The organism is Helicobacter sp. MIT 00-7814 (genome assembly GCF_003364115.1).
Taxonomy (GTDB): Bacteria; Campylobacterota; Campylobacteria; order Campylobacterales; family Helicobacteraceae; genus Helicobacter_F.
On record NZ_NXLL01000022.1, the window covers coordinates 13,101 to 36,962 of the forward strand.

A 23,862-nucleotide genomic window follows, 5' to 3' on the forward strand; every position below is an offset into this window, starting at 1 on the left:
AATCGCCTTTAAGCCTTGAGCGCGCAAAGGCGCAAAAAAGAAGGCAAATTTTGCGAGGCAAATTGCGCTAAAGATGCGCGCAAAAAAAGCGTGAGCGTGATTTTATGCATGGTGAAAAACTCCTCCATTTCAAGTGCTTGCGCCAAAACTTTGCTAGCTTTTTTAGATTCTAACTCGATAAAAATACATTTTTGCACTCTCAGTCCTTGCACGACTTTTTGCTTGCATTCCTGTAAAGCGCGTGAATTTTGCGCATTAATACCAACAAAAACATAAGGATTATTTTCAAACCGCGCCACAACACGCTTTAAAAGCGTAAAAAACTGCTTTTGAGAATCTTGATTTTGTGAATCTGTAAATGCTTGGGTGAGATTCCCAAAAATCACTTCTTTTCTCCCAAAAGCTCAAACGCTCGCTTTAGACTTGGCTTGATACTTCCGCCATGCCCGACATTTGGGATTACAAAAAAGCTAAGATCGCTATTTTTTACTTTTTGCAAAGCTACATAATTTTTCAAAATTGCGACATTTTCCCTCTCTCCCACGCTTATCACAACGCGCTTAGAATCTGGAATCTGCAAAGCGCGAGGCGTTTGAAAAATCCAAATTGAAGGCGAGGCGCTAAAATAATGGCTAAAAATCTGCGCCTCTTGCTGCAACGCGCTAAGCACAAAAAGCCCACCAAAAGAATGCCCAAAAATCCCAAAATGCTTGGAATCTATCACATAGCTTTTTTGCAAAAACGGCGTGAGTTCATGGCTCAAAAAGCTATAAAAATCCTCCTGCCCTCCGCTGTAATTTTGGATAGTATTAAAAAGAATCTCATTTCGAGAGCTTGCCCCATTTATTGTATCGCTTGCGCGTTCATATTCGGCGTTTTTTGGATTCTTAGAATCTACAGATTCTGCATTTTTTGGTGCGATACTCAAATCTTTTGGCGAGAGTTTAGGCAAAAAGTCTCGCGTGCGCGAAGGCATATCATAGGGCTTTTCTCCCTCGTAGCCGATTCCAACAATTAATAAAGGCGCTTGAGACAATGGCGCATTTTTGCCTTTTTGCTTTTTTGTAAATTCCTGCGTGCAAACATTTAGCGCCATAGGAAATTGCGCGTTTCCATCAAGGACAAAAAGCGTGCGATAAGGCGTAGATTGCAGATTCTTAGAATCTCCCAAGTCCTTTGTATGCGCGATAAAAATCTTATATTTTATACCTTTTTTTGATTCCAAAAAAAATGGCTCTTTTATCACAAAATACTTTTGTGCGTCTTTACTTAGCATTTCAATCTCACTTTCAGGGCGCGCATTTGCCACACTAAACGCAAACGCAAGCATACAAATGCAAAGCAATAAACCATTAAAACGCGTAGTTTTCATCTAAAATTGCCTTTATCTCTTCCTTGCTTAAACGCTCACTTTTTAAGAGATTTTCAGCAATTCTTAGCAGCACCGCCTTAGAATCTGCCAAAAACTCCTGCATTTGCGCGCGTGCAGATTCTAAAATCTCCACAATATCGCTACTATCAGTAATAAGCCGTTTTCCCATGCCATATTCCTCGCACATTTGCGCAGCGATGAGCTTTGCAAGGGAAAGATCCTCTTTTGCGTTGCTAAAATTTTGATTATAAATCATCTGCACCGCGATACTGCCAGAGAGGTGCATTTTGATTTTATTACTCATCTCATCTTTACTCACAAGCTCTTTGTCAATCTCTTTGAAACTTTCACTTATTAACGAGATTTTATCAAAATCAATATCCAGCCAATACGCACTTAGCGCCTTTGCGCTTTGGTAGAGCGCAAGGATATTTTTTTCCTCCTCGCTATAGCTTAGGATTTTTTTCTTGCCCAAAAGCACTTTATCTTTGATATTTAAAATATCCTCTTTTTGTATCACGCTACTTTTACGCCGAAAGGCACAAAGCGCGGCTTCATTCACAAGTGCCGCAATCGCAGCCCCGCTAAATCCAACGCAAAGACGCGCAATCTCTTGCACATCAAAATCGTATTTTTTATTCCGCAAATACACTTCAAAAATCTGCATGCGCTCGCTAAGCGAAGGTAGCTCGACATAGATTCTCCTATCAAAGCGCGCAGGACGCAAAAGCGCTTCATCAAGCACATCAATTTTATTTGTCGCGCCGATAACAATCACCCCGCTAGAATCTTCAAAGCCGTCCATTTCTGTCAAAAGCTGATTAAGCGTGGCTTCTCTTTCATCATTGCGCGTGCCTCCGCGTGCCTTGCCTACCGCGTCAATTTCATCAATAAAGATAATGCTAGGACTTTTTGCCTTAGCGCGCAAAAATAGCTCTCTTACGCGTTTTGCGCCCATTCCGACATAAATTTGCACAAAACTTGAGCCACTCTGATAAAAAAACGGCACGCCAGCTTCCCCAGCCACAGCCTTTGCGATCATGGTTTTCCCAACTCCGGGTGGTCCGACTAAAAGCACGCCTTTTGGCAGTCTAATGCCTAGATCTTGGTATTTTTTGGGATTTTTAAGGTAGTCGATAATTTCAACTAATTCTTCCTTGACAAGCTCGATCCCTGCGACATCTTTAAAAGTCGTAGCGCTCTGCATCGGACTTTGCAAGGAAGACGCAAAGTCGCCTCCTTCAAAAGTTGGCTTTTGCCCTATGGTGCCACTTAGATTGCTTGCATTAATATCAAATTCCCTTTTTGGCTCTAATTTTTGGGGCTTTGCCTGCGTGAAAAGCATTGAGATTGCCTTAATAATCACCGCTAGCCCGATGAAAAGCACGACAAAAAGCCCGATTTCATTCAAAAAAGAATTGTGCTTTTGCTTGACTTGCAAAATAATCTTTGGATCAATCTCATTTAAATTTAGAGAATCTCGCGCCACTTTATAGCGCGTGCGCTCGTGCAAAAAGCTTGCTTCATCATCTTGCAGGGTAATTTTTTGCGGGCTTAGCTCTTTGACTTTTTGGCTAAATTCATACGGACTAAGTAGCACGCTTTCATCTCTAAAGAGCAAAAATATCGCAATAATCGCAGCGACAAGCAAAATAATAAGCGAAAAAGTGAGCGTTTTATACTTTTGCATAATTTTTTCCTTTCTGTGGGACATATTGGCTTATTTCCAGCCACTGCCCATTTACAAGGGTGTTTGTATAGGAATTAGGCGCGGATTTAGAATCCACTTCTAGCGTGATTTTATTAAAAAACTCATCAAGCCCAAAAAATTGATTTTCTTTGCTTGATTCTATCAACACTTGCAAAGGCTTAGAATCTGCGCGTTTTTGGTAGTCTTGCCTTGCTTTGAGATTGTTAGATTCTACAATTTGTTTGAGAATATGCAAGCGTTTTTTAGCCTCATCGCCCAAAGTGTGATTTTTTAGCCCACTTGAGCGCGTGCCATTCCTTGGGGAATAGATAAATGGGTGCAAATGCGTTATTTGCATTTCTTTAAAATTCTCTAACGCCTCTTCCCACACCTGCTCACTTTCGCCCGGATGCGCGACAATAAAATCTGTGCCTAAGAAAAATCCTTTTTCTCGCAAACGCGCAAAAAGCGCCTTGTCGCTTTCTACGCGATTTTGGCGATTCATAATCTCTAGCATTGTGTTGCTTGTGTGTTGCAAGGCGATATGCAAATGCTTTTCAAAAAGTGGTGATTGGATAAGCTCTAAAAATTCCTCTGTTATTTGGCTTGGCTCTAGGCTTCCTATACGCAGGCGCTTTAAGCCTTTGAGCTTAAAAATTTCTTTCACCAGCGCGCTAATATCACTCCCAAAATCCCGCCCATAGCTTCCTACATTTGTGCCTGTAAGAATAATCTCGCTCATTCCAGAATCTAGCAGGCGTTGCAATTGCTCTAAAATCTTTGGCATTGGGAAACTTCGCGCCTTACCCCGCACACTTGGGATAATGCAATAACTGCACGCAAAATCGCAACCTTCTTGGATTTTCACAAATGCGCGCCTTTTGCCCACAAACTCACTCACAAGCGTGCTGTCAATGTGTTCTGGCGTTTTTTCCTCATAAAAAAAGCGCTTTTTTTCAAGCAAAAGCGCATTAATATTTTCTTTCAAGCTATGCGGGAAAGTGCCAAAAGTGGTGTTGTTATTAAAATTTTGCCTGCCTTTAGATTCTATCCCGCAACCTGTGAAATACAGCTTTTTGCTATCTTTAAATTTATTAATATAGCTTTGCACGCCAGAATCCGCGCCATTAGTCACGGTGCAAGAATTTATCACAATAATATCCGCGCTCTCTTCATTTTGCACGCATTCAAAGTCCTTTAAATTTGCAATCATTACTTGCGTGTCAAAAAGATTGCTCCGACAACCAAAGGTTTTAAAAAATACGCGCATTAGATTCCATCTTCCTTATTTGGCGCAAATGGCGGGGCTTTTGGCGAGGCATTATGCGTGTGGTGTGCGTGGCTAGCGTGATTATGGTGGCTAGAATGGCTAGTGTGGTGCGCGTTAGGATTTTGCAAATCCTCTGGCATAAAAGGCTTATTGCCGATTCCATCGCCTCCTTTGGTGACAACTTTTGTCGTTTGGTAAGCGATATGTATGTCATCTTCTTGCAAGATATGCTCGATAATTTCCGCTGAAATCGTGCTTCTAAGCGTGAGCGTGGCATAAGAATTGACTTGATACCAAAGCGAAATCCTAATACCATTTGGTTCTAGCATACAAAAAGCGCGCGTTTCTAGATTCATATTGCGCAGTGAGAATCTATCCTTTAGGCGCTCCATACGCTTGCGCGTGACTTCTGTATAACCTTTGGAATATTTTTTGCCAATTTCAGTGGCGATTTTGAGCGCTTTTTTGTAATTGCTATCAAAAGTAATAGTGAAGTCTATCCCGTCCCACACGGTTTTGATTCCAGCATGCGTGTAGTTTGCAAGAAGTGTGGTAAAAACATAATTATTTGGAATAAAGATAATGCGCCCTGCACGGCGATTTTCCATATAAGAAGTAAGCGTAATGTCCTCATAAATCGTAAGGCGCAGCACAGAAATATCAAGCACATCGCCCACATACACCGCGCCATCTTTGATGACTTTAACCCTATCGCCCACATGCACGCTTCCGCCTAGCACGATGACAAACCACCCAAGCACGCTCATAAACAAATCTTTCATCGCAATCGCCAAACCAGCCGACGCAAAACCCACAATCGCCACAAGATAAGTCACATTTTCTAAATACGCAAAAAGCAAGATAATTGCCACAAGGCTAATGTTTAAAAAATTAATCACCTTATTTGCGGTATAAACGCGATTGTCATCTAAATATTTACGCAAAGCAAGCTTAATTGAAAGCGCGATTAGAATAATTGCCACGATAGCAATCGCAATAGAAATCATCTTAAAAACTTGCTCTTTAATCTCGCCTTCTAGCGAATTTTTCACATCATCAATGTTTTTGAAATAAATCTCATGCGAAGTTTTGAGAATCTTTTGCGCGGATCCTAGACTTTGGATCATTTTTTTAAGCTCTAAAAGTTGCGTCTCATACTCTTTTGCTTTTGCGCTCTCACTTTGGATACTGCGATAATGCACAGCGAGCGTTTGAGAAATATCATATTTTTGCTCTAAATTTTCAAGCAAGCTATCAAGTAATTTTTGGTTGTGTTCCATCGTGTTTTGATAGGATTGCAAATTTTTAATAAAAGAATATCCGCTTACAATCAAAATTGGATTTGTAATATGCGGAATGTCCTTGATATCTGGCGTGTCAAGGAGCTGATCGTAGGGATTTTTGGCATAAGATTCTACAAGTTCGAGCTGTTTTTTGAGCGTTTGGAGGGAAGATTTGAGTTGGTTAATTTGTGAAATATCCTTAGTATGGGATTCTAAGGTGCTAAGTTCAGATTCAATCCTTTCAATCTCTTCGCTCAAATCCCCATAGGTTTTGATATTTTCATACTGCTTTAGCCATGGATTATTGCTTTGTGCGATTGCTTGATCAATGCGCGCAAGCTTAGATTCTAGCGCTTGTGCTTCAGCAGCATTTTGCCCAAAACTCACGCTTGCAAAAAATAAAACACAAAGAAAAATAACTGCCTTCACTTGCTAAATTCCTCTAAAACTTCCATAATCACGCCTTTATCTATGTCATTGCGTATCTGCACGCCACCCAAACCTTGTGGTAGAATAAAAGTGAGTTTAGAATCCTTGCTTTTTTTATCAAGGAAAAATTTTTCATAAAATTCCGCGCAATCGCTAATTTTATAGCGCGTTGGTAAATTATAACGCGTTAAGAGCTTTTCTATACGCGCGCACTCTAAATCTCGTAAAAGGTTAAGCTTGCACGCCAACCTATTTGCCATATTCATACCAATCGCCACGCATTCCCCATGTAAGAAACTGCTGTAATGCGTGAGATTCTCAATCACATGTCCAAAAGTATGCCCATAATTAAGCGCGGCGCGGATTCCCTTTTCCTTTTCATCTTCATTGACAACCTTTGCCTTTATCTCCACGCTCTTTGCCACCGCGTATTGCAAATGCTTAGAATCACTCAAATCATTTTGCTCTAAAAACTCAAAAAACACCTCATCAAAGCACACTGCCATTTTGATAATCTCCGCCACGCCCGCGCTAAACTCGCGAGAATCTAGCGTTTGTAAAAAAGAAAGATTTGCATACACTGATTTTGGCTGATGAAAAAGCCCGATAAGATTCTTGCCAAAATGATTATTTATGCCCGTTTTCCCGCCCACACTTGAATCTACTTGTGCCAAAAGCGTTGTGGGAATCTGTATAAAGCCAACCCCGCGCTGAAAAATCCCTGCTGCAAAGCCCACAATATCGCCCACTACGCCACCGCCAAAAGCCACAAAGCAAGAATTCCTATCAAGGCGATGTGTAAAAGCGCATTCTAAAATGCTTTCCACGCTTTGCATTGTTTTATAGCGCTCGCCATCTGGGATTATACATACATACACTTCTTTTGCCTCAATATTTGCTAGCAGACTTTGCAAATGCAATCCCGCGACTTTTGGATTTGAGACAATAAGCACCTTGCACTCAAGCGTAATTTTTGGCAAAGCCTTTGCAATATGGACTTTGTAGCTGTGTGCTGGGGTTGTGATTGAAATTTCTTGCATAAAAATCCTTTATAAATACGGGATAAAGATTTGCGGATTTTTCTCTATAAGAAAAGAAAGCTTATGAGAATCCACCGATACAAACGCGAGCAACTTCGTGCGCGTGATAGAACTATCAAAAGGAATAAATTGCAAAAATGTTTCTGCATTTTGTTGCAAAAATAAAATTGGGTTAAAAGAATTTGAAAGCGTTATTTCTGGCTGTTGAGAGAAAATTTTTGCAAGATTTTCAATATTATTTAAAAGCGTGTGCTGGTGGTTAGAATCTGGATCAAAATCATAGAATCTCGTGCCAAGCTGTAATTGCTTAGAAATATCAAACATCACAGAAGCGATATTTTCTGCCTTTTGCAAATTAGAATCTACAATCAAAAAACTTCTTTTTACACTCTCTATGCGCTCATTTCCCACCTTTAGCACCGGCGCACCGCTTTTATAAAGTGCGGAGCGATTTTTGCGCGAGAAAAAAATATCTTGATTAATGATGATAAGCCCCGGACGCTTTTTGGTATCGCTTTCTAAAAGCGTGGGAAAGTCACTGATTCTATATGAAAAATTTAGCTGCACTTTTGGCGCATCACTTTTTGTAATAATTTCGCGGATTTTTTCCAAAAGCTCCATATTTGCGGGATTTAGCACTTGTATAATAAGCTGATTGTTTTTTAAATGTTTATGCAAAAAAAGTGCATCTTCTAGCGCACCTAGCAAAGAAAACTCATCTGACAAACCTATATCGATATAAAGAAAAATATCCTTCCCAAAAGGTGAAGGAAACTGCCCGATATCGCTTCTTGCGCGCCTATACACATCGCTTAGCACGACAGAATCACCCGCTGTTAGTAACACATCATTTGGCAAAATCACAAGAGAATGCGAGGCTAAAATAAGCTCGGCTCGGCGATAGATTCCAACAATGCGCCATTTTTTTTGCTGGATTGAGCCTATATGACGATAAGCAAAAATGCTCCCCGGTGGCACGGCGATTTCCATCAATTCACCTTGCTCTAACCCAAAGCCTCTAGGGATAAGCGGGACATTTGGGAGGCGTTGCGTGAGGCGATTTGCGACAAGATTTTCAGAATCTATCACAACTAAATTTGTATCAACCTCGCCTTTTTTCTGCAAATCCTCTCGCAATGTAACCGCCGCATTATCCGTGCCTTGCGCGGTGTGGGTGGTAAATTCATGGTTATTAAAAAGCACGATTTTAATCTTTGGGTTAAACTCACGCACCAAATCATACAGCACAAAGCGCTCTTTTGGATTTTCAATGATAATAAACACATCTTGCAAGGTTCCTTCAAAGATATTTGAAAGCCGAAAAGCAGAAGTATAATCCAGCACAAAAGTTTCAATCGAACTTGGAATCTGCGCTGGGAGCATTGCGCTATCCTTGCAAACGATGATATAAGAGTTATTGCTGAAATATTGTGTCACAATTTTTTGGATAAAAATCTTTGCTACAATTCCATCAGCAAGCACGAGTGTTTTTTTCAAAAAAAGTCCTTAAAAGCGCAAAATCTAAGGGCGCATTATAACAAAAAGTAATGTATATTTTAGGAGTTTTGTTGATGCAAATACAAATCCAAAGCAAGGCGGATTCTCAAAACAATGCAAAAGCGCGCGCGCTAAGTTTGCATTTGGCTCATGGCGTGGTGGAAACGCCTGTATTTATGCCCGTTGGCACGCAAGGCTGTATAAAGGCGCTTGATAGCAATGATATAACAAATCATATTGGCTCAAAAATTATCCTTGCAAACACCTACCATATGTATTTGCGCTTGCAAAAACAAGGCGTGGATTCTGCAGAATCTACACATTTAGGCGCGATTGAGCGATTAAAATTTTTTGGCGGGATTCATAAGTTTGCAAATTTTAGCGGGAATTATCTAAGCGATAGCGGGGGATTTCAGGCATTTAGTTTGGGTGAAAATGTAAAAATTAGCGATGAGGGCGTGGAGTTTAAATCCCACATTGATGGGAGCAAACATCTTTTCACACCCAAAAAAGTGCTAGATATTCAATACGCGCTAAATAGCGATATTTGCATGGTTTTAGATGAACTTGTGGGCTTGCCTGCGACAAAAGATAAGCTAGAAAAGGCGATTGAGCGCACAATACAATGGGCGCAAATGAGCCTGCAATACCACCTAGAGCAAAAGCAAAAAGGCATAAATCCTACAAATCATCTTTTTGCAATCATTCAAGGCGGGGTAGATTCTAAGTTGCGCAAGGAATGCGCGCTAAGATTAGCAGAGCTGGGCGATTTTGATGGCTATGCCATAGGTGGGCTTGCGGTGGGAGAAAGCGCGCAGGAAATGCAAGAAGCGATAGAATTTACCACGCCCTATATGCCAGAGCATAAACCGCGCTATCTTATGGGGGTTGGCACGCCACAAGATATTTTAGAGGCTATTACGCGCGGGGTTGATATGTTTGATTGCGTGATGCCTTCTCGCAATGCACGCAATGCAAGCATTTTCACAAGCAAAGGCAAGCTCAATATCAAATCCTCGCGCTTTGCGCTTGATACCAAGCCACTTGATGAAAACTGCGCGTGCTATGTGTGTCAAAACTACTCGCGCGCGTATTTGCATCATCTTTATAGGAGTAGCGAGATCACCTACCACAGGCTTTCTACTATTCATAATCTCTACTTTTATCATCAGCTTACCCAAAATGCACGCAAAGCCATTTTGCAAAACCGCTTTTTGGCGTATAAAAAGCAGGTTTTAGAAGATTTAGCGCAAGGCTGTTAACTTGCCAGAATCAAAAAAAGGTCTTGTGTGGTCGCGAAGCTGGAGCCGAAGCGGAATTCACTTCCGCGAAGGTGAAAGCGGAGGCGGAGCTTTGGCGTTAGCCAAAGTGATAGTCCAATAAGGAATGGGCGAAGCGGGATTCACTCCCGCTGAGACGACAGAATCAATATAGAAAGGAATAAATCAATGAAACCTTTGAAAATTCTTTTAGCAGGCACGCCGGAGTTTGCAAAAATCGCCTTTGAGGAGATTCACAAAAAAAATATCGCGCATAATGAAAATATCGAGTTTGTGGGGCTTCTCACACAGCAAGATAAACCAAGCGGGCGCAAAATGCAACTTAAAGCGCCAATTTGCAAGGAGTTTTTTTCCCACCACTTCCCGCATTTACCAATTTTGCAACCACAGCGCGTGGATTCCCAAACTTTGCGCGGACTTGAAATTGATTTAATCCTTGTCGTGGCGTATGGGTGCATTCTTCCCCAAGAGGTTTTAGAGCTCGCGCCTTGTGTAAATATCCATGCTTCGCTTTTGCCACATTTACGCGGGGCAAGTCCAATGCAACAGATGATTTTAGAAGATTTAGATTTTTTTGGCGTGAGTGTAATGCAGATGGAAAAGGGCTTAGATTCTGGCGCGGTGCTAGGATTTGGCTATGTGAAAAATGTAGGGCAGGATATACAAGAGCTAGAATCTAGCCTTGCAAAGCTCGGAGCACAAGTATTTTTACGCAGTTTAAAAGAAAAGATTCTGCCATTAAAGCAATGCAGTGCGGATTGCACTTATTGCAAGAAAATTAAAAAAGAGCAAGGACTGGTGAGATTCCATAATGCGCGCGAAATTTTTAACGCCTATCGTGCGTTTAGAATCTGGCCTAGTGTGTTTTGTGAAAATGGACTTAAGCTTAGCGAAATACTAGGATTTGAGAGTGAGGGGCAATTTAGAGCGGGTGAGATTCTGGAAATTACCAAAGATTTTGTGCGCGTGGGCTGTGAGCGCGGGAGTTTAAAGATTGCTAAGATTCAGCCACCGAGTAAAAATGCGATGAGTGCGTTTGCGTATTTGCAAGGTGCGCGCTTGCAAGTTGGCGATATTTTAGGCACAAATTAGACGCAAATTGGGGAAACTTAATTTACTTTTTTTTGTTAAAAATCACAACAACCAAAATACAACAACACGGAGTTTATTATGACACAAGAGCAGATTTTAGAGATTCTCAAAGGCGTGATTTATCCAAACTTTCAAAAAGACATCGTAAGCTTTGGTTTTGTCAAAAATATCGACACCACAAGCACGCCACCTAGCATTGATATTAGCATTCCTTCAAGCTCAAGCGAGATTGTCACAAAGCTTGGGCAAGATATTTTGCGCGCGCTAAAACCGCATAATTTAGAAAATGCAAAAATAAATATCTCCACTCCAGAGCCAGCACCTAAGCCAGAGCCACAAAGTAAGAATCTCGCACCGCAAATTAAGCATTTTGTGATGGTGAGCTCAGGTAAAGGAGGCGTGGGGAAATCCACAACAAGTGTGAATCTCGCCATAGCACTAGCGCAACAGGGCAAAAAAGTTGGGCTTTTAGATGCAGATATTTATGGACCAAATATCCCGCGTATGCTAGGATTAAACGCAAATAAGGCAGAAGTTGATGAAGCGCAAAAAAAGCTTATCCCGCTAAAAAGCTATGGCGTGGAAATGATGAGTATCGGCGTGCTGTATGAAGAGGGGCAGAGCCTTATTTGGCGCGGTCCTATGGTGATGCGTGCGATTGAGCAGATGCTTACAGATGTGCTATGGAGCGCGCTTGATGTGCTTGTGATAGATATGCCACCGGGCACAGGCGATGCGCAGCTGACATTTGCGCAAAGTGTGCCGGTGAGTGCTGGTGTGGTTGTCACTACGCCACAAAAAGTGAGCTTAGATGACAGCGCGCGCAGTTTAGATATGTTTAGTAAGCTCAATATCCCAATAGCGGGCGTTATTGAAAATATGAGCGGTTTTATTTGCCCAAATTGCGGGGAAGAATATGAAATCTTTGGCAAAAGCACCACAAATGAGCTTGCTCAAAGCTATAGAAGCGCACTTCTAGCGCAAGTCCCATTAGAGCCAAAGGTGCGCGAAGGCGGGGATAATGGCAAGCCCATTGTCTTTTTTGAACCACAAAGCAAAAGTGCAAAAGCCTATCTACAAGCTGCTGAAACACTTTCACGCTTTTTACAAAAGGTGGATTCTGAAAAACTTGCAAATAATCAATCTATCCAGCCACGCTAAAAACACTGCAGATTCTCACTCAATTGCCACTCAAGCAAAGCAGAATCTGCAAAAATCACTTTTTATCCCTTGCTTTGAATTTCACTTAAAGATTCTAGCGCTTTTATCACGCGCAAGGTATGTGCGCGATAAAAGGCGAGATTATCTCTTATGTGCTTTTCATTTTCGCTAATAAGTGTCAAAAAGCATTCTATCGAGGCATTGAGCGCGAGTTTTTGCGGTAGCATGGGGCTTAGTGTCTCGCCTAGGCGGTATTCCACCATTTTTTGATACAAGTCATTGCGCGTAAGATTCTCATTGACCACCACGCCGCTTTTATAAATTTTGAGCTTTTCGCGCTTTGTCTCATCATAAATCGCGCTTTGATTGCTCCCGCCAATGCTTAGCTCACGCACTTTTGTAGGGGAAAGCCACGAAACATGGATAAGCACAATCACGCCATTTTCTAGCTCTAGGCTAATATTTGCAAGTGCGGGGTTTGGGTGGTTGAGATATTTCGTGCTAAACACGCTCGCGCGCCTAATTTCTAGTCCCACCAAATAATCAATAATGCTCAAATCATGTATCGCCAAATCCCAAATCACATCAGTTTGCGCTTGAAAAAGTCCCAAGTTTATGCGCCTTGCAGTGATTGAGATGATATTGCCAAAGTCACTAAGATTTTCCTTCAAATACCGCACCGCAGGGGAATGTAAAAAAATATGATCGCAATAAAGCACAAGATTTTTTTTCTCGGCTAATTCATAGAGTTCTAAGCTTTGCGCGGATTGCAGACATAAGGGCTTTTCCACAAAACAATGCTTACCAGAATCTAGCACCTTTTTTGCAAGTAAAAAATGCGTGTGTGGTGGTGTGATAAGAAACACGCACTCGATATTTTTATCTCTCAAAAGCGTCTCAAAATCCGCATAAAATTTAAGATTTGGATAGGTTTTTTGCGCTAATTCCACACGCGCGCCATCAATCTCACAAAGCGCGTAAAACTCCGCCCCGCTAACCTCGCAAAGCGTGTGCGCGACATTTACACCCCAATAGCCATAGCCCACCACAGCACATTTTTTACCAGCCATTTCTCTACCTTTTTAGTGATACAATCACAAAATTTCTTTTTTGGAGCAATTTAATGTGGCATTTTAGCACTTCTTTTGAGCCTTATTCCCAAAATGCGCTTGATACGCATTTAAGCGCGCTAAAAAAGCGAGAATCCTTGCTTGACTTTGACGCGCTAGGGCGCACGCTTGCGTATTGTCCTTTTACTTCAAGGGTGAGTTTAGAGGATTTCACCCGCAAAGATTCTGGTGCAAATAGGGCTTGTGAGTTGCCACCAAATGAGCTGTATGCCTTTATACAAGGCGCACAAGAGGCTGAAAAGGAGGTTGAGCGTGAAACGCAGGAAAATAAAAATGCGTTTTTTTGCATTGATACGCTTAGGATTCTGCTTTTTTTAGAACAAGGTGCGTCTGAAAAACAAACTAAAGCGCAAACCAAACACTCTAAGAATCTTGCTTTTGAGCATTTAGAGTTTCTTTCCCACTTGCGCCGTTATACAAGCTTGCCAATTATCCATAAAAGCGCGTTTGTAAGTGAATATGAGATTTTAGAATCTGCACTTTATGGCGCGGATTGCGTGCTTTTAGAATCTAACCTTTTAAGCGCAAAAGAGCTAAAAAATCTCACTCTCTTTGCTTCGCGCCTTATGCTCACACCCATTTGCATTGTGCGCAATAGCGCTGAAGTCAAAAAGGTGATTTTTGCGGGCGCGCAGGCACTTTATTTACCAAGCAAAAGTTATGATTCCCTCCTTTCACTTTTGCCACAAAGCTGTGTGATTTTTAGTCATTTAGCCCCACATACGCACGGGCTTGATGTAAGTTTTGGCGTTTTAAGGAAAGATTAAAAAGCTTTTGGTTAAAAACACAGCTATTTTTCACAACAGCATTTTAAGGAGAAAAGATGTCTTTACTGATAGGCGATGAATGTATAGCTTGCGATGCGTGTCGCGAGGAGTGTCCAAATACTGCTATTGAGGCAGAGGATCCTTTTTATGTGATTGATCCAGATCTTTGCACGGAATGTGTAGGGTATTATGATGAGCCTAATTGCATTTCAGTTTGCCCTGTAGATGCGATTATGCCAGATCCTGACAATGTCGAGAATATCGAGGAGCTACGCTATAAATTTGAGCAACTGCAAAGGTCAGAGTAAATGGCAAAAGTCACCAGCGTCATAGATATTGGCTCAAACTCGGCGAGAATGGCGATTTTCCGCAAGACAAGCCGTTTTGGATTCCATTTAATCTGTGAAGTTAAAAGCAAGGTGCGCATTTCTGAGGGTTGCTATGAAAACAATGGAATCTTGCAGCCTGTGCCGATGCAGCGCGCATTGAGTGCGTTAAAAGAATTTCTACAAATTGCAAAGGCGCATAAAAGTCGCAAGCTTTTTTGTGTGGCGACTTCTGCCCTGCGTGATGCGCCAAATGCAAAGGAATTCCTCGCGCGCGTGAAAAAAGAATGCGGGCTTAGTATCAAGGTTATCGATGGCAAGAGCGAGGCGCTGTATGGCGGGATTGCATGTGCGAATTTATTATATGAAAAAAATGGCATTACCATTGATATCGGCGGTGGTAGCACGGAATGCGCGCTTATAAGAGATGGGAAAATCATCGACACCATCTCGCTAAATGTCGGCACAATCCGCATAAAAGAGCTGTTTTTTGACAAGGCAGAATCTAAAGGGCGCAAGGGTGCGGGCAAAAATGATTCTAAAAATGAAAGCAAAGGCGATATCGCCGGCGCGACGCATTACATCAAACAAGAGCTTTCAAAGCTCGGCGCGCAGTATAAAGATTCTGTGATTTTTGGCGTGGGTGGGAGTATCCGCGCGCTTTCAAAGCTTATAATGAAGCAGACAAATTACCCCTTTAATCGCATTCATGGCTATGAGTATGAAATCGCTAAGCACAAGGATTTTTTTGACAAAATTATCCACGCGCCTATGCACAAGCTAGAATCTTTTGTCCCGCAAGATAGGCTTGATACTATTCGCAGCGGGACGCTGATTTTGAGCCTTTTTTTAGAACATTTGCAAGGCAAGCGTCTTATCACAAGTGGCGCGGGCGTGCGAGAAGGTGTATTTTTAGCAGATATGTTAAGAAATCAGAATCTCCATTTCCCGCCAAATTTTAACCCCTCAATCGCGTGCCTGCAAGATAGATTCTCTTTAGATGAGAAGCAAGCAAAAGCGCTTAAGCAAAGCGCGCTAAAGATTTTTGACGCGCTTTTGCCATTGCATAAATGTAACGAGGAGTTACGCGCGCTTTTAGGCATTGGTGCGTATTTAAGTCAAATTGGCGTGGTGCTAAATTTTTATCAGGCAAATTTGCATGGCGCATACATTTTGCTAAATGGGCTAGAGTATGGATTTTCCCACACACAGCGCATTATTATCGAGCTTCTCATACAATATAGCGATAAAAAAATCCCCAAACAAGAGCCGCTTTTAAGCGATGATTTGCCTAGCCTTGAAAAGTTGCAATATTTAAGCTTTATCATCGCGCTCGCACAAAGCCTGCATAAGGGTGCAAATGCGCCAAAACTGCGCTATGAGTTTGATTACGCGCGCTGTGAGCTAAAAATTTTTACAAAAGATTCTCTGTATCTTTGCGCCGAAACCTTGCCAAAATTGCAAAAGCCTATCGCATCGCTAGAAATCACCATTATCAAGGAATAAGCTTGCTAAAAATCGGCATTATCCGCCTCTCCGCGCTTGGGGATTGCATCGTAAGCGCGGCATTTTTAGCTTATTTGAGAGAAATGCTAGAATCTAGTGGGCAAAAAGTGCATATCACTTGGTTTGTGGATTCTCGCTTTGCGGGGATTTTGCAAGATTCTCCACTAATTGACACACTAGAAATTATCAAACTTAAAAAAACAAATTTGCGCGAAAAACTTGCCTTAAGAAAGCGTTTGTGTGCGCTTGAAAAGTTTGACATTGTGCTTGATATGCAGGGCTTGCTAAAATCCGCGCTTTTGGGCGCAATGCTAAAAAAGCGTGAGTTTATCGGCTTTGGCTTTGCAAGTGCTAAAGAATCTTTAAGCGCACTTTTTTACACAAGGCGCGTAAAAATTGGCTATGAAGAAAATATTTTAAAGCGCAATGGCTTGTTAGTTTTAGAGACTTTGGCAGAATCTGGGATTGGAAAAGCGCGGGATTTGTGCGCGGGATTAGCGGGATCAAGGGAATCAAAAGGCGAGGATTCTCAAAAGTTGCTAGAGACAATGCTTTGCAAGCGCGAGAAGGGCTTTGCCTATAGTGCTGAAGCAAGGGCGCATGTAGAAAAAATTTTAGAGCGAAATAAAAGGCTTATTATCTTTGTGCTTGAAGCGTCAATTCCTTCAAAGACTTACGCAAGCGCGCAATTTAGTGAGCTTATTGATTTATTAGACGAGAAACTTTGTGGGGGCGGGGATTTTCAGAGTGGGCTTAGCGAGGATTCCTGTGGGGATTTTGCAAGCAATTCTACGCGCATTTTTGGTGAAGGCGCGCAGATTATTTTGCTTTCCCACAAAGACACGAGCAAGGCGCGCGAAATAATTGCACTTAGCAAAACGCATAAAACAGGCGCTCTTAGGCTCACGCTCACGCCACTTTGCGGGCTTAGCCTTGATTGTGTCAAAGCGCTGGTATCAAAGGCGGATTTACTTATCGGTGGGGATACGGGCATCACGCACCTTGCGTGGGCGCTTGGGCGCGATTCTATAACGCTTTTTGGCAACACGCCACAGGAGCGCTTTAAGCTCATCGGCGCACGCAATCTCACCTTAAACGCAAATACAAACGCGCGCTACAAAAAAGATGACTTTTCAATAAATCTTATCCCACCGCACGACATCGCGACCTGCGCGATGGGGATATTAAAAAACTAGAATCTAAAATATAAGATTGCAACGATATTTAATCTAGTTCTGATAAACAACGACTAATAGCTTCTCTAATATCATCAACCTCCGTTTCACCCTGTCCTTCCGCGCTACAAATATACACAGGCTCATTCGTAGAAGCTTTAATCATCTGAATAGTTACTCCAAGTGTGTAACCCCCAAGTCCTCCTATCACGTTCCTTTTTTCTCCTTGGCCATAATTAACAATCAATGTCTTATCTTGATCTTTTATGGAATCTACTATTATAAGTCCTTTTTTAATGAGAACCCCAGAAATAATACTGCTTGGATTAAGCGACTTATTCACATTTGCACCACCCATAAAAAATCCTCCAGCTCCGCCATTACCAAACCCCACACCAACACCAGAATTAATAGATTCGGTTGGCTTAATATACGCAAATTTATAGTCATTTATAGACCCGTATTTTTTAGTATCCACCGGCTCTAAAATTGCACATGCTTGAAACAATACACCTAAATACAATCCAACAGCTATTAATTTTATTTTTTTCATTTTATCTCCTTTTTAGCTTAAGGTTTCAAAACAAATCAAATAAGAGCATTATACCCAAATTAAAAGCTTATCATCGTCCTACCTTTACCCTCATCACTCAAATGAATCTTAGCAAGCCTACTTTCATAATACAGCGGCACAGTAGCGCCGTCCTGAACAGCTTGCTTCATATCATAAATATCGATATAATCCCCAAAAACACTACGCGTATTGGCATCATCTTTTTCTATAGGCGTTCCGCTAAAGCCTATATAAGTAGCATTTGGCAGGGCATCACGCACATTTTGCGCATAACCATAGCTGATTTTCTCGCCTCTTAATCTCGCTTCAAAACCATACTGCGTGCGGTGCGCTTCATCAGCGATAACGATAATATCCTCTCTTTTACTCAAAGTCTCAAAGTGTTCATTCTCATCTTTAAATTTTTGCATAGTTGAAAATATGATTCCACCTTTTATGTTTTTAAGTGTATCTTTTAAATCTTTTGTAGAATCTATGCGTTTTGGAGTGGTTCTTAAAAGCTCGCTTGAGTGGCTAAAGGTGGTAAAAAGCTGATTATCTAAGTCGTTTCTATCGGTTAAAATTACAAGGGTTGGATTGCCTAGCTTGTCTAAAGCCTTAGCCGCAAAAAACACCATAGAAAGGCTTTTTCCACTACCTTGAGTGTGCCAGACTACACCGCCTTTTTTGCTTTCTCCAGCCACGCCCTCACTCATCGCCTTTTGCACGTTTAAAATGGCTTTATTTACAGCATAATATTGATGATAAGCAGCGATTTTTTTGATGATTTTACTTTGTGCGTAGCCGTTTTTATCAAGAAATTTCACATTTTCATAAGTGATAAAAAAGCGGATAAAATCAAGCAAAACGCTAGGATTAAACAAGCCATTTATAAGATTTGTTAGCTCAAGTTTAGAATCTGCTTGCTTATCTTTAATCTTCCACGATAAAAAACGGGAAAAATCCGCACTCAAACTCCCCACCTTAGCACTAAAACCATCGCTAATAACACATAATTCATTTGCAACAAAAAGCGCGCAAGATTCTGCCTTATAAGTTTGAATTTGATTAAAGGCATTTTCCAAAGTCGCATTTATATCAAGGGGATTTTTCAGCTCAAAAACCACCAAAGGCAAGCCATTGATAAAAAGCAAAATATCAAAGCGATTTGTAGCCTTTTGGCGAAAAGAAAATTGACGAGTTGCTAAAAATTCATTTAAAGCCATATTTTCAAAGTCGATAAGCTCTAAATTTACGCTCCGCTCCTCCCCACCAGCAAACACGCTTAAACTCATACCATTAATAAGATAATTATGAAAAGCCTTATTTTGCTCTAAAAGCTCGTTATTATCACTTGCAAGCTGAATGAGCTTTTTATAGGCTTCTTTGACTAAATTTTCCTTTTGCTCCTCAGTTAAAAAATCATATCTTTTATTTTGAGCGAAATTTAAAGCATAAATTGAGCGCAAAAACTCCTCTTGCAAAATCCACTCATCACTTTTTCTTTGTAAAGTTTTAGCTTCTTTATACTTATAACCAAGATTTGTTAAAAGCTCTATAGCCTTTGCTTCTATAGTATTTTCATTTATTTGGTTGGTTGGCATTTAATTGTCCTGTGATTGCTTAATGTTTGTTTCAATAAAATCCCGCATATCTTTAATTGATTGTTTAAGCTCCTCATTTGTAAATCTTCTATTAAGTTTATTTTCTGGGTGATGTATCTGATCCCTTACATATTTTGTTAAAATTACATTCTGCTTAAATGTTTTTTTACTGCTTGGATCTATCTTAATATATTCTATGGTTTGTTTATGTTTTTCATATTCTTTAAACTTATCTTCGGCCTGTATATAACCATATAGCTCATTATGATATTCTTCATAGGCTTCGCCAAAAGCTAAGAAAATTATTTCATAAAGAGAAGGTATTGGCATGCTTTGTTTTTCTATTTTAACAACTTCTTTAGAGTTTCCATTATTTTTTAAAAGTCTTATGTTGTCAAAATCAAGCATTTTAACAATAGATGGACTATGTGTGGTAAGAATGACTTGAGTTTTATCTGTTTTGGAGAGTTCCAAAAGAGCATTAATAAGCATATATTGATAATTAAAATGTTGAGAAGTTTCTGGCTCTTCTATTGCATAAATAATATTTGGAGCTTTTGCTATATTTCTTTTTCTTTCAGCTTCAGCCCTAAAGAAATTTAATAAAATTAGCCTTTTAACTCCACTTCCTCGTTTATTAATAGGAATATCCTCATCGCCTGTTATGGAAACATTTTTAAAAACATCTACCCATTTTAAACTACTAGTTTCTGGTATATTTGGGTTTAAACTATCAGCAATTTCTGGATTCATCTCTTTTAGCTTATCAATGGTGTTTTTAGTAACTTCTTGTAGCGATTCTCTAACTTTCTCTGCAACCTTATCTAGTGTTTTTTGTATCTATTCATCTTTAAAAATTTCACTTACGGCAAGTTTCATTGGATTTTGTATTTCATTGTCCCCATCGCTATTTTTTCTATCTGATTGAAATAATGAATATGAAGGCATATATTTTTTTAATTGTTCCCAAATATTTTTAGCCTCTTCTTTACTTGCGTCGATTTCAACTTCTTCACACTGCAAATTGTCTTTAAAATGATTCCATATAGCTTTTCTTATGGTTGCACTTTTCGTTTTATCTTCACACTCAATTTTTTCTTCTTCCAAAGTTTTTTTCAAGCTTGCAATTTTTGTTATTAATAAATTATTGCATTTTTCATTAGTCGGATGATAGGCTTTGATAAAAACACTTTCAGTTGCTTTTGATCCAAATTTGTATTCTTTTATAATTTCAAGTTTCCCGTCATTATTTAACAAATACTCATCGCTTAATGTGGTAGGGTTGGTAGAATCAATTATAATCTCACTAGGCAAATCATCAAAAACTATGGTTATTCTAATATTTGCGTTTTCATTTTCAATTAAAGCTTGTTTATTAATATCATCTTTATCAAGCTTTACAACACCAGAATTTTCGTTTAAAAAAATATCTAATGCCTCTAATATAGTAGATTTACCAAAATCATTTTTTCCAACAAGTGCGGTTAAGTTTCCAAATTCAATTTCTATTTCATCTTTATAGCTTCTAAAATTCTTTATTTTTACCTTTGAAATTCTCATTGTAAATCTCCTTTAATTTTTTAAAAAAATTATATCATATTCTAAAAATTAGTTTTGAAAAAATGATGAAGTTGTTCATATTTACCCCAAAATCTTTTTTAAAATTATATCACGCAGAGATTCTAAGTTTTGAATTTCTTTAGCGTTATTTTCTAACTTAGAAAAAAGAGGAACAAATACACAATCAAATTCTTTTAAAGTTTTAGAATCTGGCACAGCACACATTGCGTTATCTAAATCCTGCCTTTTTATATGACCCATTGTTGTGGCGTGTGCCGAAGCAATGGATATAAATTCTTTCAAGTGATAAACACACCCAAAATAATAAAACCATTTTTGGGATAGTTTAGAACTAACTCTAAAAAGGTGCTGGGTGAGAAAGCATTTTTTACCATAGTATATTTTAACCATCAAAGAAGCCGACCAAGCAAAAATTACATCTGCGGATTTTATAATATACTCTGAATTTATATCAGAGCTAGCCCAATCCGATGAAGTAGAAAAACCTTCTTTTAATTCTTTGATTTTTAAAACAGGTAATTTATTTATATCATCTTTTGGAGGGAATTTTTGACAAGCCAAGCCATTAAGAAAATCAGCAATCTCGCTTAATGCCTTTTCCTCCCAGCTTTCCTTAACATTTTCTATAAAATGATGGCGGAATAATGTTTGGGCTAGGGTTTCTAGGGTTTTATTTTGTTTGTGGAGTAAATCTATTTTATCATCAAAGCTACTTAGAATTTGTGCTATTTTTTCTTGGGTTTTGAGGGGTGGTATATTAAAGGTAAAGCTTTTTATAAGTGTAGGAGAGGTGTGTCTTACTGAAGTTCCTGTAGCAGCTCCAACAATAAATTGCTGGTAATTTCTGCTTCTCATTAACCAATAAATAAAATCTTTACAAATATTATCTGGATTACATATAAACTTGACAAGTCCTATTCGTTGATTATGCAAATATGTAAAATCGTCATTTGGTATTTTTGCCGAAAAACCAAGCGTATCACCTTCTTTACTTAAGTCTGTCATAGTTACAACAATATCATTTTTTTTAATATGTATTCTGCTGGAAAATTTCCTTTGTAATATTTGAATTTATTTGATTTGAAACCACCTCCAATGTGAAAATTTCCGGGTGTTACTAAAATATTATTATTTGGCTCTGTGGTTATAAATTCTCCTTTAAAAGCCCAGCCGTGTTTTATATCTATAATATCCCCAAGTCTCACTTCCTCCCAGCTTTCTTTTTGCAATGATTGAAAAAAGTTAGATTCCATTATTCAGCCTTAGTACCTATCATATCAAGGCTTGCAAGTATTTGTTTGTTTAGGATTTCTTCTTGTTTTATTTGCTCTCTTAGCTCTGCATTGAGCCTTGCAAATTCGCCCTCAAAGTCAAACTCCTCATCATTATCTTCAAGCCCTACGAAGCGTCCGGGTGTGAGTATATACTCAAGCGCGCGGATTTCCTCAAGTGATGCGGATTTGCAAAAGCCTTTTGTGTCCTCGTAGTCGTTTAAGTCGGCATTTTCTTGGGCTTTTTGCCATTTGTGATAGGTGCTTGAGATGAGCTTTATATCATCATTTGTGAGGATTTTATTTTTGCGGTTGATGAGCGTGCCTAGATTTCTTGCGTCTATGAAAAGTGTGTTTGTGTGCGTTTTGCCTCTTCTTAAAAACCACAGGCAGGCTGGAATTTGTGTGTTTAAAAAGAGTTTTGCGGGTAGATTGACTATGCATTCAACCAAATTTGCTTCGATGATTTGCTTGCGGATTTCGCCCTCGCTGTTTGTGTTGCTCGTAAGGCTTCCTTTTGCAAGCACAAAGCCAGCCCTGCCATTTGGTGCGAGGTGGTGGATAAAGTGCTGAATCCACGCATAATTTGCATTTGAGCTAGGAGGCGTGCCAAAGCTAAATCTTGCATCATTTGCAAGGCTTTCATTAAAATAATCTGAGTCATTAAAAGGCGGATTTGCGATGATAAAATCCACCTTAAGCCCCTTGTGTGCGTTGTTTAAAAAGCTTCCCTCGCTGTTCCATTTCACTTGCGAGGAGTCAATTTTACGCATAGCTAGATTCATCTTTGCTAGCCTCCAAGTGGTTTGGTTGCTTTCTTGCCCAAAGATAGATATGTCATTTATCTTTCCTTGATGTTCTTTGATAAACTCCTCACTTTGCACAAACATACCTCCACTGCCACAGCACGGGTCAAACACCCTGCCTTTATAAGGCTCAAGCATACTTACAAGCAGTTCTACAACGCTTTTTGGAGTGTAAAACTGCCCGCCTTTTTTGCCCTCAGCCAAAGCAAATTCACCCAAAAAATACTCAAAAACATGCCCTAAAATATCGCTTGTATTTGCTTCTTTTAAGCTTATAGAATCAATTAAATTCATCAAATCCCCAAGCGTAGCACTATCAAGATTTTCTTTTGCATAGACTTTTGGTAAAACGCCTTTTAAGCTTTCATTTTGCTTTTCGATAAGCTCTAAGGCATAGTCTAAATCCTTGCCAATGCTAGGCGTTTTTGCCTTTTTGATTAGGTCTTGCCAGCGAGCATTTTGCGGGATAAAAAAGATATTTTTTGCGATATAAAAATCCTCTTCCTCAGCGTCCTCGCCATCATTTATTAACTCATCATAAAGCTTTTGAAAACTATCACTGATAAATTTCAAAAACACCAAGCCTAGCACTATGTGTTTATATTCAGCTGCATCTATGTTTTTGCGAAGCTTATCAGCTGCGGTAAAAAGTGCGGTTTCTAGGGACTTTTGAGGTTTTGAGTTGGTTTGCTTTGTTTGCTTTGCCATAATATACCTTTTATCTATTTAAGAGCATAATTTTAGCATAATTTAAGCTATAGATTCTAAGTATAGGTTTGTATTTCAGAATCCAAGTTTCCCAACCACCAAACTACTTTTTCTAAATATTAAAAAGCAATCAATAAATCAAACCTTCACCAAAGCTAACAATAAATTAAAATTTAAGAAGTGATTTCAAACAAGAAGTTTTATGAAGTATTATGTAAGAATTTTTCCCCTATCCCTGCATCGACCTACATTCCCACACTTGCAAAGTGCAGTATCATCAGCGAAGAGGAGCTTAACTGCCAGGTTCGGAATGGAGCTGGG

Annotated in this window: 20 protein-coding genes and 1 pseudogene; 7 read left to right on the forward strand and 14 right to left on the reverse strand. The window is 39.7% G+C overall.

What is annotated here, in order from left to right; translation table 11 throughout:
• Positions 1-8 precede the first annotated feature (8 nt).
• Genes CQA49_RS07350 through CQA49_RS07380 form a run of 7 tightly spaced genes read right to left on the reverse strand, consistent with a single transcriptional unit; the run spans position 9 to position 8,581 of the window.
• A complete protein-coding gene (locus tag CQA49_RS07350) occupies positions 9-386 on the reverse strand; it encodes a hypothetical protein (RefSeq protein ID WP_115575323.1) in 378 nt (125 codons plus the stop codon).
• Complete coding sequence (locus tag CQA49_RS07355) at positions 383-1,372, reverse strand: alpha/beta hydrolase (protein WP_115575324.1); 990 nt, start codon at positions 1,370-1,372, stop codon at positions 383-385. Before CQA49_RS07355 ends, CQA49_RS07350 begins: the two co-directional genes overlap by 4 nt.
• Positions 1,353-3,062, reverse strand: coding sequence for an AAA family ATPase (locus CQA49_RS07360; RefSeq protein WP_115575325.1), 1,710 nt, complete (start codon positions 3,060-3,062; stop codon positions 1,353-1,355). Before CQA49_RS07360 ends, CQA49_RS07355 begins: the two co-directional genes overlap by 20 nt.
• Positions 3,049-4,332, reverse strand: a complete 1,284-nt coding sequence (gene mtaB / locus CQA49_RS07365) for a tRNA (N(6)-L-threonylcarbamoyladenosine(37)-C(2))-methylthiotransferase MtaB (RefSeq protein WP_115575326.1) — start codon at positions 4,330-4,332, stop codon at positions 3,049-3,051. The genes CQA49_RS07360 and mtaB overlap by 14 nt, the downstream gene beginning before the upstream one ends.
• The gene (locus tag CQA49_RS07370) at positions 4,332-6,044 is read right to left on the reverse strand and encodes a mechanosensitive ion channel domain-containing protein (RefSeq protein WP_115575327.1); all 1,713 of its coding nucleotides are present in this window, start codon (positions 6,042-6,044) and stop codon (positions 4,332-4,334) included. Before CQA49_RS07370 ends, mtaB begins: the two co-directional genes overlap by 1 nt.
• Positions 6,041-7,084, reverse strand: coding sequence for a 3-dehydroquinate synthase (gene aroB / locus CQA49_RS07375; RefSeq protein WP_115575328.1), 1,044 nt, complete (start codon positions 7,082-7,084; stop codon positions 6,041-6,043). Before aroB ends, CQA49_RS07370 begins: the two co-directional genes overlap by 4 nt.
• Before the next feature lie 9 nt (positions 7,085-7,093).
• Complete coding sequence (locus CQA49_RS07380) at positions 7,094-8,581, reverse strand: COG3400 family protein (protein ID WP_115575329.1); 1,488 nt, start codon at positions 8,579-8,581, stop codon at positions 7,094-7,096.
• A gap of 74 nt (positions 8,582-8,655) precedes the next feature.
• Here CQA49_RS07380 and tgt point away from each other — a divergent pair, with 74 nt between their 5' ends.
• The 3 genes from tgt (at position 8,656) to CQA49_RS07395 (ending at position 12,114) form a co-directional block, all read left to right on the forward strand.
• Positions 8,656-9,843: a tRNA guanosine(34) transglycosylase Tgt gene (gene tgt / locus CQA49_RS07385; RefSeq protein ID WP_115575330.1), complete on the forward strand. Its 1,188-nt coding sequence runs from the start codon at positions 8,656-8,658 to the stop codon at positions 9,841-9,843.
• Between the two features lie 186 nt (positions 9,844-10,029).
• A complete protein-coding gene (locus tag CQA49_RS07390) occupies positions 10,030-10,953 on the forward strand; it encodes a methionyl-tRNA formyltransferase (RefSeq protein ID WP_115575331.1) in 924 nt (307 codons plus the stop codon).
• Positions 10,954-11,031: 78 nt separating this feature from the next.
• Positions 11,032-12,114: an Mrp/NBP35 family ATP-binding protein gene (locus tag CQA49_RS07395; protein WP_115575332.1), complete on the forward strand. Its 1,083-nt coding sequence runs from the start codon at positions 11,032-11,034 to the stop codon at positions 12,112-12,114.
• Between the two features lie 62 nt (positions 12,115-12,176).
• Here the strand turns inward: CQA49_RS07395 and CQA49_RS07400 are convergent, their stop codons facing one another.
• Entirely contained in the window at positions 12,177-13,184 is a 1,008-nt protein-coding gene (locus CQA49_RS07400; RefSeq protein ID WP_115575333.1) for a Gfo/Idh/MocA family protein, read from the reverse strand.
• 53 nt (positions 13,185-13,237) lie between these two features.
• On the opposite strand from CQA49_RS07400, the gene CQA49_RS07405 reads away from it, so the two are divergent.
• The 4 genes from CQA49_RS07405 to CQA49_RS07420 are packed head-to-tail and all read left to right on the forward strand — an operon-like array spanning position 13,238 to position 17,039.
• Positions 13,238-14,011, forward strand: a complete 774-nt coding sequence (locus CQA49_RS07405; RefSeq protein WP_115575334.1) for a hypothetical protein — start codon at positions 13,238-13,240, stop codon at positions 14,009-14,011.
• Positions 14,012-14,067: 56 nt separating this feature from the next.
• Complete coding sequence (locus CQA49_RS07410; RefSeq protein ID WP_115575335.1) at positions 14,068-14,319, forward strand: YfhL family 4Fe-4S dicluster ferredoxin; 252 nt, start codon at positions 14,068-14,070, stop codon at positions 14,317-14,319.
• Positions 14,320-15,843, forward strand: a complete 1,524-nt coding sequence (locus CQA49_RS07415; RefSeq protein WP_115575336.1) for a Ppx/GppA phosphatase family protein — start codon at positions 14,320-14,322, stop codon at positions 15,841-15,843.
• 2 nt (positions 15,844-15,845) lie between these two features.
• On the forward strand, positions 15,846-17,039 hold the full coding sequence (locus CQA49_RS07420) for a glycosyltransferase family 9 protein (RefSeq protein WP_115575337.1): 1,194 nt from the start codon (positions 15,846-15,848) through the stop codon (positions 17,037-17,039).
• 28 nt (positions 17,040-17,067) lie between these two features.
• On the opposite strand, the gene CQA49_RS07425 is transcribed toward CQA49_RS07420, so the two are convergent.
• From CQA49_RS07425 to CQA49_RS07445, 6 genes and pseudogenes are all read right to left on the reverse strand, one after another.
• Positions 17,068-17,571, reverse strand: coding sequence for a DUF4136 domain-containing protein (locus CQA49_RS07425; protein WP_115575338.1), 504 nt, complete (start codon positions 17,569-17,571; stop codon positions 17,068-17,070).
• 59 nt (positions 17,572-17,630) lie between these two features.
• Positions 17,631-19,175, reverse strand: a complete 1,545-nt coding sequence (locus CQA49_RS07430) for a type I restriction endonuclease subunit R (RefSeq protein ID WP_115575339.1) — start codon at positions 19,173-19,175, stop codon at positions 17,631-17,633.
• Positions 19,176-20,735: pseudogene (locus tag CQA49_RS07435) on the reverse strand (ATP-binding protein). It abuts the gene before it with no gap.
• An 81-nt stretch (positions 20,736-20,816) separates the two neighbouring features.
• Entirely contained in the window at positions 20,817-21,761 is a 945-nt protein-coding gene (locus CQA49_RS10305) for a restriction endonuclease subunit S (RefSeq protein ID WP_220271733.1), read from the reverse strand.
• 2 nt (positions 21,762-21,763) lie between these two features.
• Positions 21,764-22,009, reverse strand: a complete 246-nt coding sequence (locus tag CQA49_RS10310) for a hypothetical protein (RefSeq protein WP_220271734.1) — start codon at positions 22,007-22,009, stop codon at positions 21,764-21,766.
• Entirely contained in the window at positions 22,009-23,541 is a 1,533-nt protein-coding gene (locus CQA49_RS07445; protein ID WP_115575340.1) for a class I SAM-dependent DNA methyltransferase, read from the reverse strand. Before CQA49_RS07445 ends, CQA49_RS10310 begins: the two co-directional genes overlap by 1 nt.
• Positions 23,542-23,862 lie beyond the last annotated feature (321 nt).